Genomic DNA, 12124 nt, shown 5'->3' on the forward strand with positions numbered 1-12124 from the left:
GCCCCGGGCACCGACCGGGGCAGCGTGAGCCGCGACCCAGCCCATCCCACAGGAGAGGCGGCACCCCATGGCGGACTTCGTCGGCGCGGTGGACCAGGGAACCACCAGCACCCGTTTCATGATCTTCGACCACGCCGGAAACGAAGTGGCGAAGCACCAACTGGAGCACGGCCAGATACTCCCGCGCCCGGGGTGGGTCGAGCACGACCCCGTGGAGATCTGGGAACGCACCAACTCGGTGATACAGAACGCCCTGCGGCACGGGAACCTGACCCCGGCGGACCTGGCGGCGATCGGCATCACCAACCAGCGCGAGACGACCGTCGTATGGGACCGCCGCAACGGCCGTCCGTACTACAACGCCATCGTCTGGCAGGACACGCGCACCGACTCGATCGCCGCCGCGCTGGAGCGTTCGGGCCAGGGCGACGTCATCCGCCGCAAGGCGGGCCTGCCGCCGGCCACGTACTTCTCCGGCGGAAAGATCCAGTGGATCCTGGAGAACGTCGACGGCGTCCGCGCGGCGGCCGAGGAGGGCAACGCCATCTTCGGCAACACGGACTGCTGGGTGCTGTGGAACCTCACAGGAGGCCCGGACGGCGGCATCCACGCGACGGACGTGACCAACGCCAGCCGCACCATGCTGATGAACCTGGAAACCCTCGACTGGGACGACGAGTTGCTGGGCTTCTTCGACATCCCGCGGGCCATGCTGCCCTCGATCAATCCGTCCTCGCACTCCGAGGCGTACGGTGCGACCCGCACCTCGCGCCCCCTGCGCGCCGCGATCCCCATCACCGGGGTGCTCGGAGACCAGCAGGCGGCCACGGTCGGGCAGGTCTGCTACGCGCCCGGCGAGGCCAAGAACACCTACGGCACCGGTAACTTCCTGGTGCTCAACACCGGTACGGAACTGGTCCGTTCGCAGCACGGCCTGCTGACGACCGTGGCGTACCAGTTCGGCGACAGCCCTGCCGTCTACGCCCTGGAGGGCTCCATCGCGGTCACGGGCTCCGCCGTGCAGTGGCTGCGCGACCAGATGAAGATCATCGCCGATGCCGCCGAGAGCGAGCGCCTCGCGGCCACCGTCGAGGACAACGGCGGAATGTACTTCGTCCCCGCCTTCTCCGGTCTCTTCGCCCCGTACTGGCGTTCCGACGCCCGCGGCGCGATCGTCGGGCTGGCCCGGTTCAACACCAACGCCCATCTGGCACGGGCCACTCTGGAAGCCATCTGCTACCAGAGCCGCGATGTCGTGGAGGCCATGGAGCAGGACTCCGGCGTCCACCTGGACGTGCTCAAGGTCGACGGCGGCGTGACGGCCAACGACCTGTGCATGCAGATCCAGGCCGACGTCCTCGGCGTACCCGTCAGCCGTCCGGTGGTCGCCGAGACCACGGCGCTCGGCGCCGCCTACGCGGCCGGCCTGGCCACCGGCTTCTGGAGGGACACCGACGAGCTGCGCACGCACTGGCAGGAGTCCAAGCGCTGGGAGCCCGGATGGTCCGAGGACCAGCGGGCGGCAGGGTACGAGGGCTGGAAGAAGGCGGTGGAACGCACGCTGAACTGGGCCAAGGTCGAGTAGCCGGGGCCGAACAGCCGAGGTCGCATGGGCCCGGCCTCCGTCGGGGCGCCCGCCGCGGGCGCCCCGACGTACGTCCCGGTCCGGGCGCGACCCGGGCCGGGCGCGGCCCGCGCGTCCGGCCGGCTCAGGCGATTCCCACGGTGTACGCGGCGCGGTAGCCGTTGCCGTCCCGCGTGGGGGTGACGGTCAGCGCGCCCCCGGAGTCCCGGTAGCGCTTGTCCCGGTTGTTGGGGTGCTCCGGTGCCGGACGGCGGCCGTAGGGCTGCTGCCTGTACACCGGAACCAGGAACTCCTCGGGGAAGAAGAGCTGCGCCGTCGTCTCCTTGCGGGCTTCGGGGCGGACCTTGAAGTGGACGTGCGGGGCGAGGCCCGCGTACCAGCCCGGCACGATGGTGCGGAACTCGCACCGGCCGGCGCTGTCGGTGATCTGGGTGCCGCGCAGGAAGGTGGCTCCGTCCGCCGAGTAGTCCCCCTGGGCGTCCGCGTGCCACACGTCGATGGCGGCACCGGCCAGCGGGGCGCAGCCCGCCTTGGTCCCGACCACCGTGAACTCCAGCCGCAGCGGTACGCCCGCACGGCCCTCGGTGATGTCGGAGCGCACCCGGTCCAGATCGATGTAGTACGGCCCGGGGCCCCACTCCGTGGTCAGGACGCACCTCGGGGTGCCGGCTCCGGGAGGGAGCGCCGTCGCCTGCGGCGCCTTGGCGGGCGTGGCGCGGATCGCGCCGGAACAGGCACCGACGGCGGCGGCCAGCGCGGCCACGCCGGCTGTTCCGGCGGCCAGGAGGACCGTACGACGACGGGGTCCGGAGGTTTCGTTGTCGGTCACGCGCCACCACTCCCACCTGCTGCGGTGCCGTCGTGCGGGACGGCTGCCCGCACCCACCGTGCCGCACCGCCCCCGGCCGCGCGACGACCGACACGGCCGTTCCCGGGCCGCTGCGGCGCCTCAGGGCGCGGACGGCGGCTCGTCTTGGGCCAGGACGGCGTTGAACTGGGCGCCCGTGAGCAGGGCCAGGTTGGTGAACCAGAGCCAGACGAGGAACACCACGATCCCGGCCAGCGAACCGTAGAGCCGGCTGTAGGTGCCGAACTCGGTGTACAGCGTGAACAGCGCCGAGGCCGCCAGCCAGAGGAAGACCGCCAGGACGCCTCCCGGCAGACCGCGGCGGGTCCCCCTGGCCCGCGCCGGGCCGCTGCGGAAGAGGATCAGGATCAGGGACGTGGCGATCACCACCAGCACCGGCCAGCGCAGCACGGCCATGGTGTCCACGCCCTCGTAGCCCCCGGCCGCGGCGAGGCGGCGCAGGAAGGGGCCCGTCGCGACCAGGCTCGCCGCGCCGGTCACCAGCAGGCCCAGCAGCATGGCGGCGGTGAGGACGAGGATGTGGGCGGAGCGCAGGGGCGGCCTCGTGTCGGGGAGCCGGTGCATCGCGTGCAGGGCGCGGCGGAAGACCGCGAGGTAGCTGCAGGCCGACCACAGGGCGCTCAGGACTCCGCTGATGAGCAGCACCCACATGGAGGACGGCTTCGCGGTGAGGCCGTCCAGCACCTCACGGAGCGTGGCCGCGGACTGGGGCGGGGCGTAGGAGGTGAGGTCGAGGATCAGCCGGTCGCGGGTGCCCGGTCCGGCCAGGCCCACCAGGGAGACCGAGACCAGCAGGGCGGGCACCAGGGCGAGGACGGCGTAGTAGGTGAGGGCGGCGGCGTAGTCGGCGATGTTGTCGTTCCAGACGCGTACCGCGGTGCGGCGCAGCGCGGTACGCGTCCGCGCCGCGAGTGCGGGGGGACGGTCGTCCGGGGCTGCCGGGCCGGTGAGCAGGGTGTTCGATGCCACGGGCCGCTCTTGCCCGGCGCGGCGGGTCCTACACCGGGCAGGAGCGCGCCGGTCGGGTGACGCAGTACGGCCGGCCGGTGTTCTCCCGCTCTACGGGCGGGAGAACACCGGCCGGCGGACGCGGTGACGGACCGCTACGGCCTACGGCTATTCCATCGGGTCCATGCCGGGGATCTTGCCGCCGCTCTCCTTGCTCTGCTCCATCAGCCGGTCCGCCTTGTCCAGGAGGCGCTGACGCTCGTTCGGGTCGCTGATACCCTCGGCCGCCTTCCGCATCTCCTGCGCCTTGGCACGCATCTGCTCGGCACCGCGACCACCGGCAACACTCATGATCACTCCTGTTTTCCGTGGGGAGAGTGGACGTGATCAAGGCAATCAGCGCGTCCCGTCCCGCGCATCTCGGGGAGTCACTGCCCGTAATGCGCGCTGCTCCCCGCTGCCCGTCGCTGCTCCACGAGGGTCGCTCCGCCTCCTGCGCGCCCCGGCCGGCGCTCTACGGCGGGGACTCGGCCCAGCTCTCCGGGCCGGGCCCCCGCCATTCGACGAGTTCCGGGTCGGAGAGGTCGAGGTTCGCCGCGTCCTCCAGTCCGGCCGCCTCGAGGAACACCACGATGTCGGACGGGCGGTGGGCCACGCCGATGGCGACGCCGTTGTAGCTCACCCGCCTCCACCCGTGCTCGTCGGGCGGGTTGATGATCAGGTGCTTGTTCATGGCCTCAGCCTTGACCCGGCCCGGCCCGGCCGCACCCGGGACGCGTCCGAACAGCCGTGCTCATGATCAAGTCGCTGTCGCCCGTTCGGCGCCCTTAACATCGGATAGGCGCGATGCGATCACAGGGCGTGTCTTCGCGTCGCCGGGGGATCCTCCAAGACGGGAGTCCACCATGAGGGCCGTGCCCCGCAGCCGTTGCGCCCGCTGGGTCGCAGCAGGCGCCCTGTCCGTCGTCCTGATGACCACCGGCGCTGTCGCCACCTCCGCGTCCGCCGCGGCCCCGCCGAGTCCGTCCGCGTCCCAGGCGGCCGGCGACATCACCATCAGGGCGACCCCCGCCGATGTGAAGGTCGGCGAGAAGGTCACTTTCACCGGCCGTACGAAGGGCCTCCCGATCGGCAGCAAGGTCGTACTGCAGCACAAGTACGGCTCCAAGTGGACGACCCTGCACGCGAACACGACGGTCAAGCAGGGGTCCAGCTACTCGCTCGAGACGACGTTCAGGACCAAGGGCACCGAGCAGCTGCGGGTGATGTCCGGCACCACCGTCTCGCCCACCGTCAAGGTGACCGTGGGCGGCTGAGGCCGCCGCCCCCGTCGCCTGTCGCCCGGAAGGCGATCAGCGGGGCAGGCCCGCCTGTCGGCGGTGGGCCACGACGGCGTCCACCGTGGTGGTCGCCAGTGTGCCGTCGAGCGCGGCCGCGGCGATCCGGTCGCCGTCCGGGTCGGTGTCGAGCATCGCCTCGCACCACCACCGCCGCAGCACGGCCTCCGCCTGTTCGGGCGCGGCGGCGAGCAGCTGCCGCAGGAACTCCAGCCGGCGGGCGCCGTCGAGTGCCTCGGCGATCCCGTCGGCGTTCCTGGAGACCCGCTCTGGCACGTGCGGTCGGATCGGCTGGGCGCTCATGCGGGGCACTCCCTCGGTCGGCTGCTCCCCCGAGTCTGCCCTCTCACACCTGTCGCAGTCGACCACGGCTCCGGGCCGGCCGGCCCGGGCAGCTGCGGATGAGGCGCGGCCGGGGGCTTTCGTCGTACCATGTCACCGAAGCGACGACAGCTGATGCAGTCACCCCGAGGGCGACGTGATCCGTGCGAGGCGAGCATCATGAGCGCAGCCGATCAGCCCCTGCGGCCCCGAGAGCCGGCTTCCCGTCCGGGCCCGGCGTCCTTCCTGGCCGCCTCGGTGGCGCTGCGGAACATCGACCGGGCCGTACGAGCGGCCCAGGACGCCGAGCCGGCCGGCACGCCGGGCGACGACGGCCCCGATCAGGCACTCGCCGCGCTCCTGCTGCTCCGGCAGGTGCGCGAACGGCTCGCCGACTGGGAGACGGGCCTGATCGAGACCGCCCGCCAAGGGGGCGCCAGCTGGGCCGAGCTCGCCGGGCCCCTGGGGGTCGCCAGCCGGCAGGCCGCCGAGCGTCGCTATCTGCGGCTGAGCCCCGGCGCCGAGAACACCACCGGCGAACAGCGCGTCCAGGCCGTCCGCGACCGCCGGGCGGCGGACCGTACCGTCACCGCCTGGGCGCGCGCCAACGCGGCCGCACTGCGCCGGCTCGCGGGGCAGATCACCGCGCTCAGCGGCCTCCCCGCCACCGCCGACCGCTCGGTCGGCCACCTGAACGAGGCGCTCGCCCACAGTGACGCGGCGCGCCTGCTCGGGCCGCTCACCGACACCCGGCGACACCTGCGCCCCCAGGACGCGGAGCTCGCCGACCGCATCGACGCCATGACCCGCCATACCGACCGGCTCCGCCAGGACACCCGGGACCGGCGCGGGGCCGGCACCTGAGGCCGTCGCCCGGGAGCGGCCGACCCGCGACGTCACACCCGCCCGACCACGACAAGGAGTGACCGACCATGACCGTACCTTCTGCCCGGCAGCCCGGGACCGACGTCGCCGTGGTCGTCCTGGACGACTCCGTGGTGGTCCGGCCCACGGGCGAGATCGACATCGAACGGGCCGCGTCGCTGCGTGCCGCTCTCGCCGAGGCCGTCGCCCACGCCTCGCCGGAGAGGCCGGTGGTGGTCGACTGCGGCGGCCTCACCTTCTGCGACTCCGCCGGGCTCAACGCTCTCCTCGCGGCCCGCCTGGCGGCCGAGGAATCCGGGAGCACCGTCCGCGTGGCCCGTCCCGGAGAACAGCTCCGGCGCCTGTTCGAGCTCACGGGGACGCTGTCGCTCTTCCCCGTGGACGACGTCCCGCCCGCCTGACCCGGGGCCGGGGCGCAGCCGGGCGCAGCCGGGCGCAGGCGCGGACTTCAGCGGGACGCAGCGGGATTCAGCGGGATTCAGAGGAAGCGGCGGATGGGCAGTACCGCCGCCTCGCGGGCGCGCTGGCGCAGGGAGCGCCTCTTCCACCGACCGGCTCGGATGCGGTCGCTGACGTCCAGGTCCTGGTCGTAATGGGCGTCGAGTACGGCGGTGAACTCCGTGTCCATCACGGCGAGCATGACCTCCTCGTCGTGGTCGAGCGAGCGCCGGTTGAAGTTCGTCGAGCCGATCAGGGAGACCGCGCCGTCCATCGTCATGATCTTGGCGTGCATCATCGTCGGCCGGTACTGGAAGATCTCCACGCCCGCGGCCACGAGGGCCTCGTAGTGGTGCTGACCCGCCAGCTGGCAGACCCGCTTGTCCGTGTGGGCCCCCGGAAGCAGGATCTGGACCGCCACTCCCCTGCGGGCCGTCGCGCACAGCAGGTCCACGAAGTAGGTGTCGGGGGCGAAGTAGGCGGTGGCCAGTCGCACCCGCTCCTCCGCCGACTCCAGGACGACGCGGATCAGCGTCTGCATGTCCTGCCAGCCGACACTGGCCGAGCCCCGGACGACCTGCACGACCGCGTCGCCGGCCGGCGCGTGGCCGACGAACCGGTCACGGTCGTCGAAGAGCTCCTCGTGGCACTCGGCCCAGTTCTGGGCGAAGGCCGCGGCGATCCCGTCCACGGCCGGGCCCCGGACCTCCACGTGCGTATCGCGCCACTCCTGCGGGTTGCGCGCGTCGCCGCACCACTCCTCGGCGATGCCGACGCCGCCGGTGAACGCGACCTCCTCGTCCACCACCAGCACCTTGCGGTGGCAGCGGTGGTTCTGCTTCAGCGGCGAGAGGTAGAGCGGCTTGCGGAACCAGGCGACCTGGACGCCGGCAGCGCTCATCTCCTCCAGGAGTTCCCGCTCTATGAGGCGGCTCCCGAACCCGTCCAGCAGCAGCCGTACCCGCACGCCCTCGCGTGCGCGGTCCGCGAGGGCGCCGGCGAACCGGCGCGCGATGTCGCCCTGCCAGTAGACGAACGTCATCATGTCCACCGTGTGGCGGGCCGCGCCGATCCCCTCCAGCATCGCGGCGAAGATCTGGTCCCCGTTGCGGAGCGGGCGCAGGCTGTTGCCCTCGGTCGCGGCGATGCCGATCAGCCGCTCCAGGCGCCTGCGGATGCGCTGCATGCGCTCCTGTGCCAGGGCCGCCGAGCCCGCCTCGGTCTGCCTGCGGGGGCTCAGCTCCAACTCCCGTTCCATCATGTCCATGCTCCTCAGCGTCGCCCCAGTATGCGGGCACGGACGATGGCGGGGGCAGCCGGGTGGCAGTGGGAAGCCCCGGCTGGTCCGGGGGGGGGGTGACCAACCGGGGCGGCTCTGGGTGTGGCTGCGCGGCCACAACTGCATGAACGCTCAACCAACCATCCGCGTTCCACCGGCGGGGTATGACCCCCGTCACCCGGCGTGCGGGTCGGGCTGGTCGACGGGGTGGAAACACGCGGTGATCGCCTTGCCGCCGTGGAAGGCATGGACGTCCCACGTGTCGGCGAGTGCCTCGACGATGCCCAGGCCGCGCCCCGACGTCGCCCCGTCACCGGCCTCCCGGGGCTCGGGAAGGTACGGATCGGTATCGGCGACGCTCACGTGCAGGCAGTTGCCGTCCCAGGTGACGACCAGGTGCGCGGCGGCCGCCGCGTGCAGATGCGCGTTGGTCACCAGTTCGGAGACGGTGAGCAGGACGGAGTGCACCGTGTCCGGCGCGTCCCGGGACCACGCGAGGGTGGCGAGATGCGTGGCGGTCCACCGGCGCGCCGCCCGGACACCGGCCGCGACCGGGAACGAGCGTGCCCAGCCGACCGCTTTGATGACCAATGTCCCCACCCTCTCGCTCTCCGCCTCGTCCGGCACGGCGCTGTTACCCGCCGCCGCCCCGGGCATGCGGCGCCGCTCAGGCGGGACGGAAGGCGGTGGCGGTGACGGAGTTGCCGCAGAGGGCGAACTCGCCGCCGTCGTTCGGAGCCAGCTGGGTCCTCACACCGGCGATGCCCACCACCATCGTCGGCGCGACGGTCGGCTTGGCGCCGGACGCGCAGTAGCCGTCCGCCTCACCGAGGACCGGAGCGAAGGTGAGCCGGCTCGCCGCGCGGCCGCCGACCGCGAGCTGCACGGGGCGTGCGTCGCCCCGGCGGACGACGTTGAGCGGCTTGTTCCGGTCGGGTGAGCCCTGGCCCGCGAGGGCGACGGTGGGGAAGCCGGAGAGGACGCACGGCTTCGAGCCCTTGTTGACCACGGTGATCCGTACCTGGACGGAGCCGGCCGACGCACTCGCCGAGAGCTGGCCGCCCTTGCACTGCGCCGCGGGGGCCCGGTGCGCGCTCCCCTGGTCCACGGCTGCCGCCGGTCCCGCGCCGGCCCACGCGCCACCGGACAGCACGAGGGCCGCCAGGAGCGAGCAGCACGCCCGGACCCCGGCACTTTTCACGGTGTGTTCCATGGCTGTGCGTTCCATGCTCGTTCTCCCCTGGTCAGGGAATCCCGTGCGGGAGGGTGCCCGCTCTTTCATCCTCCCCCGCCCTCCCCGGCGTGTCGACCGGGGGTTGCGGCGTCGGTCGGCCCTGAGGTGCTGCTGCGCCCCGGCCGGGGCGCAGCGGCTCGACGACCAGGGTCCGGGTTGCGCAAACCGCCTTTGTCCAAGGGCGGGTTGTGGTGAAGTCGGATGGGCGCAGGGAATCGGACGGGGCGGAGGAGGGCTGGTCGTGGAGCCGAGCAGAGTGTCCGATCTCGGGGGTGCGCCGCGCGCCGGACGGGCGGAAACCGTGCGCGACACGCTGCTGTCGCACGGGTATGCCCGGCTGCCGGAGGTACTCGACGGAGCCCTCGTCGAGCGGGTGCGGCACGACGTCGGCACGCAGGCCCGCGCCAAACCCGGTGCCAGTGGCGACCGTACGCTGCTGGACGGCCATCCGCGCCTCGAAAGCCTGCGCCGGGTGGTCGGGACGGAGGAGGTACGCGCTCTCGCCCTGGCCGTCTGCGGTGAGGACGCGGTCCTGGACATGGTGAAGGGGGCGGTGCGCGTGGCCGGTGAGGGCGAGCTCGGCGCGCACACCGACACCGGCGCGCGCACCGGCTCACCGTTCTCCCGCCCCGCCCAGTTCTTCACCGTGCACGTGATCTGCGAGCCGATGCGGGCCGAGCAGGGCGCGACGTTCTTCGTTCCGGGCAGCCACCGCCTCCTGCGCGACCCCGCTCCCGCCGAAGCGGACGGCGCGGAGCGCGCCTGGCTCGACGCCGAACCGGGCGACCTCCTCTGCTGGTTGGGCGAGACCTGGCACGGCCGGCTGGCACGGACGGTTCCCGGAGCCCGGACCTCCCTCTTCCTGATGTTCACCGCGGCCGACCTCGCCCGAGGTGCGCGGCCCCGCCCCTGACAGCCGGCGCGGCCGCCGCGCGGACCTTCGCCCCAGCGCCCTCAGCGGTCCACGGCCCCGTCGGCCTTCACCACCTCGGTCAGTGACTCGACGATGCTCCGGGGTGTCCCTTCGATCAGCCAGGCCGGTGCGTCGCAGAGCCGGAAGGCCTGGTCGATCGTGCTCCGGGACAGCGCCGCGTCCCACGGGCTGGAAACGTGCTCGGTACGGTTGCCCACCATGCGGAAGACGGGGGCCTGGCTGGTGACGCACTCGAACACCTGCACCTCGGCCTCCCTGCGCGGCACGCGCCGACGTGCGGGCGGAGCGGCCCCCACCCGCGGGAACAGCAGGAGGTCGACCGCGCGGGGCGCGGACAGTGCGGGCAGCGGCACGATCAGGCTGTCGCCGTGGCGCCGGGTGCCGGCAGGCGGGCGGAGCCCGAACTTCTGTGCGGCGGCCTCGGCCACCGACAGCCCCGACTCCCCCAGCACCAGGCGGCCGTCGCCGACGAACCCGATCTCTCCGCAGTACACCTCGAAGCCCGCGGCGAGCGCGGCCACCGCGGTCGAGCTCTTCCCCGCACCGGAGTGCCCCGCGATGAGCACCCCGACTCCGCCGACGTCGACGAAGGCCGAGTGGACGGCGACCACGGAGCTCTTCAGCATCGCCGTCTGCAGGACCGTCAGGACGACGTTGAACGTGTCCGTCACGATGTCGTCCAGCCCGGCCCGGTAGGTGCGCGTGGACGCGTCGCCCGCGTACGACACCGCCCACCGGGCGCCGGACCCTGCGGCCCGCGTCTCCTCGGCGGCGGCGGGGACGGTCTCGACGTGGACCGTGCCGCACACCTGCGCGCCGCCGGGACCGGTCCCGACCGTCATGGCGGGCGCGGAGGCGACACCGCCCCCGGTGACCGCCTCCACCACCCGGTCGCGTACGAGCCGTTGCGAGAAGGTCAGCCGGACGGCGACGTCGAGGGGCGGGAAGCTCAGCAGGCAGTCTGGGGTGAGCAACTGGGCAGCCATGGCGGGGACTTCTTCCGTGGTACGGAGGGCGGGGACCGTTCGTGCGGAGCGGCTGGGCGCGGTCATACGTAAGGGTGCGGCGGCCCGGCCACCGGAGGATCCGGGGCGCAGGGCGCGTACAGGAAGGGGCGGCGCTCGTCGGTGTGCGGCAGCAGCAGCGAGGGGAGGACGACCCGTACGACGCGCGGGCCGTCGGCGCCGTACCCGGCCGGGGTGATGTCCAGCACCGCTCCCGGGTGGCCGTGCCGCTCCAGGAGCTCCGCGGTCCTCGCGGCCGCCTTGGCCGGCGCCACGGCCGGCGGATCGTCCGCGGTCGCGGCGCGCCACGGCGTCGGCGCGGAGTCCTGGAAGAGGCCGTCCGCGTCCGCCTGCGTACGCGCGGCCCACCAGAGCGCGCGCTCGGAGGGGGTACGTGGTACCGGGGGCGCGGACCGGCCGAGTTGGCGGAGCTGCCAGGCGAAGTGGAAGACCTGGACCGCTTCCATGACGGCGCTGGTCACGGCATCGGCCGCGGCCGTCCCGGCACCGCTGCCCACCGCCACCGACGGCCGCCCGGGCCCGGAGCCGGCCAGCGCGGACACGGCGACGCGCAGCCCGAACGCCACCGGCAGGAGCCCGACGAGGAGGCGGACCCCGGCGCGCTCCAGGAGCGCGGCGGTGGCCCGCAGCCCCGGATGGTCGTCGACCCGGACCCGGGCGGGGCGGAGGCCCCTGCGGTACGCGACGGCGATCTCGTGGCGCTCCACGCACTCGGCGAGCGCGCGCAGGAGGGCCTGGCCGGGGTCGGGGTGGGCGGCGGTCCCGGCCGAGCCGGCCGGCCGCAGCATCGGGGGCGCCGCGCGCCCCGGGCGGATGTGGACGAGGTCCGCCGGCACCAGTACCTCCTCGCCGGGGGCCGTCAGCCGGGTGCCCGTCAGCCAGGCGGTGGGCGTGCCGGGCGTCCACCGGTACCGCGCGAGCGCGGGATCCCTCAGTTGGCGCGGGGTGTAGCGCACCGCATCGTCCAGGCGTAGGGCCCGGTCGCCCAGTTCCGCGGCCGTGGCGACCGTGGGGCGAGGCGGCTCCTCCCCCGCGGCGGCGCCCTCCGGGGCGACCCGGCCCAAAGCGGCGCGGCCCAAAGCGGCTTGGCCCAAAGCGGCGCGCTCCAGCGCCTCGCCGACGGCCCGCCGCTTCGCCCGGTCCGCGGCGGTGTCCCAGGCGGTGCCGAGCACCCGGCCGTGCCGGAGGACGGACGCGCCGACGAGGCCTGCCGACAGCGGGCTGCGGTACGTGACGTGCCGGCAGCCGGCGAGAGCGGAGAGCCGCACCG

General features: G+C 73.6%; 15 protein-coding genes. 5 read left to right on the forward strand and 10 right to left on the reverse strand.

What is annotated here, in order from left to right:
- The first annotated feature begins 67 nt into the window (after positions 1-67).
- The gene (gene glpK / locus ACZ4TG_RS09585) at positions 68-1585 is read left to right on the forward strand and encodes a glycerol kinase GlpK (RefSeq protein ID WP_468161058.1); all 1518 of its coding nucleotides are present in this window, start codon (positions 68-70) and stop codon (positions 1583-1585) included.
- A gap of 124 nt (positions 1586-1709) precedes the next feature.
- On the opposite strand, the gene ACZ4TG_RS09590 is transcribed toward glpK, so the two are convergent.
- The 4 genes from ACZ4TG_RS09590 to ACZ4TG_RS09605 all read right to left on the reverse strand — a co-directional run bounded on the left by ACZ4TG_RS09590 (position 1710) and on the right by ACZ4TG_RS09605 (position 4134).
- Positions 1710-2414, reverse strand: a complete 705-nt coding sequence (locus tag ACZ4TG_RS09590; RefSeq protein ID WP_468161059.1) for a dioxygenase family protein — start codon at positions 2412-2414, stop codon at positions 1710-1712.
- Between the two features lie 120 nt (positions 2415-2534).
- Positions 2535-3422, reverse strand: a complete 888-nt coding sequence (locus ACZ4TG_RS09595; RefSeq protein ID WP_468161060.1) for a YihY/virulence factor BrkB family protein — start codon at positions 3420-3422, stop codon at positions 2535-2537.
- A 147-nt stretch (positions 3423-3569) separates the two neighbouring features.
- Entirely contained in the window at positions 3570-3752 is a 183-nt protein-coding gene (locus ACZ4TG_RS09600; protein WP_468161061.1) for a DUF6381 family protein, read from the reverse strand.
- A gap of 163 nt (positions 3753-3915) precedes the next feature.
- A complete protein-coding gene (locus tag ACZ4TG_RS09605) occupies positions 3916-4134 on the reverse strand; it encodes a hypothetical protein (RefSeq protein WP_468161062.1) in 219 nt (72 codons plus the stop codon).
- Positions 4135-4306: 172 nt separating this feature from the next.
- On the opposite strand from ACZ4TG_RS09605, the gene ACZ4TG_RS09610 reads away from it, so the two are divergent.
- Positions 4307-4717 (forward strand): hypothetical protein, encoded by a 411-nt coding sequence (locus tag ACZ4TG_RS09610; RefSeq protein ID WP_468161063.1) that lies wholly within the window; start codon positions 4307-4309, stop codon positions 4715-4717.
- Between the two features lie 36 nt (positions 4718-4753).
- Here the strand turns inward: ACZ4TG_RS09610 and ACZ4TG_RS09615 are convergent, their stop codons facing one another.
- Complete coding sequence (locus tag ACZ4TG_RS09615; protein WP_468161065.1) at positions 4754-5041, reverse strand: hypothetical protein; 288 nt, start codon at positions 5039-5041, stop codon at positions 4754-4756.
- A 198-nt stretch (positions 5042-5239) separates the two neighbouring features.
- Here ACZ4TG_RS09615 and ACZ4TG_RS09620 point away from each other — a divergent pair, with 198 nt between their 5' ends.
- Complete coding sequence (locus ACZ4TG_RS09620; RefSeq protein WP_468161066.1) at positions 5240-5923, forward strand: hypothetical protein; 684 nt, start codon at positions 5240-5242, stop codon at positions 5921-5923.
- A gap of 68 nt (positions 5924-5991) precedes the next feature.
- Positions 5992-6345, forward strand: coding sequence for an STAS domain-containing protein (locus ACZ4TG_RS09625; protein ID WP_468161067.1), 354 nt, complete (start codon positions 5992-5994; stop codon positions 6343-6345).
- 77 nt (positions 6346-6422) lie between these two features.
- Here the strand turns inward: ACZ4TG_RS09625 and ACZ4TG_RS09630 are convergent, their stop codons facing one another.
- The 3 genes from ACZ4TG_RS09630 to ACZ4TG_RS09640 form a co-directional block, all read right to left on the reverse strand.
- Positions 6423-7568, reverse strand: coding sequence for a phospholipase D-like domain-containing protein (locus ACZ4TG_RS09630; RefSeq protein WP_468161458.1), 1146 nt, complete (start codon positions 7566-7568; stop codon positions 6423-6425).
- A 267-nt stretch (positions 7569-7835) separates the two neighbouring features.
- Positions 7836-8252, reverse strand: a complete 417-nt coding sequence (locus tag ACZ4TG_RS09635) for an ATP-binding protein (protein WP_468161068.1) — start codon at positions 8250-8252, stop codon at positions 7836-7838.
- A 76-nt stretch (positions 8253-8328) separates the two neighbouring features.
- Positions 8329-8889: a DUF4232 domain-containing protein gene (locus tag ACZ4TG_RS09640; RefSeq protein WP_468161069.1), complete on the reverse strand. Its 561-nt coding sequence runs from the start codon at positions 8887-8889 to the stop codon at positions 8329-8331.
- 247 nt (positions 8890-9136) lie between these two features.
- On the opposite strand from ACZ4TG_RS09640, the gene ACZ4TG_RS09645 reads away from it, so the two are divergent.
- Positions 9137-9808, forward strand: a complete 672-nt coding sequence (locus ACZ4TG_RS09645; RefSeq protein WP_468161070.1) for a phytanoyl-CoA dioxygenase family protein — start codon at positions 9137-9139, stop codon at positions 9806-9808.
- Between the two features lie 41 nt (positions 9809-9849).
- Here the strand turns inward: ACZ4TG_RS09645 and ACZ4TG_RS09650 are convergent, their stop codons facing one another.
- Together ACZ4TG_RS09650 and ACZ4TG_RS09655 are read right to left on the reverse strand one after the other, a co-directional pair.
- Complete coding sequence (locus tag ACZ4TG_RS09650) at positions 9850-10815, reverse strand: hypothetical protein (RefSeq protein WP_468161071.1); 966 nt, start codon at positions 10813-10815, stop codon at positions 9850-9852.
- A gap of 62 nt (positions 10816-10877) precedes the next feature.
- On the reverse strand, positions 10878-12122 hold the full coding sequence (locus tag ACZ4TG_RS09655; protein WP_468161072.1) for a YcaO-like family protein: 1245 nt from the start codon (positions 12120-12122) through the stop codon (positions 10878-10880).
- Positions 12123-12124: the final 2 nt, after the last annotated feature.

This window comes from Streptomyces sp. NPDC028314 (assembly GCF_055565795.1).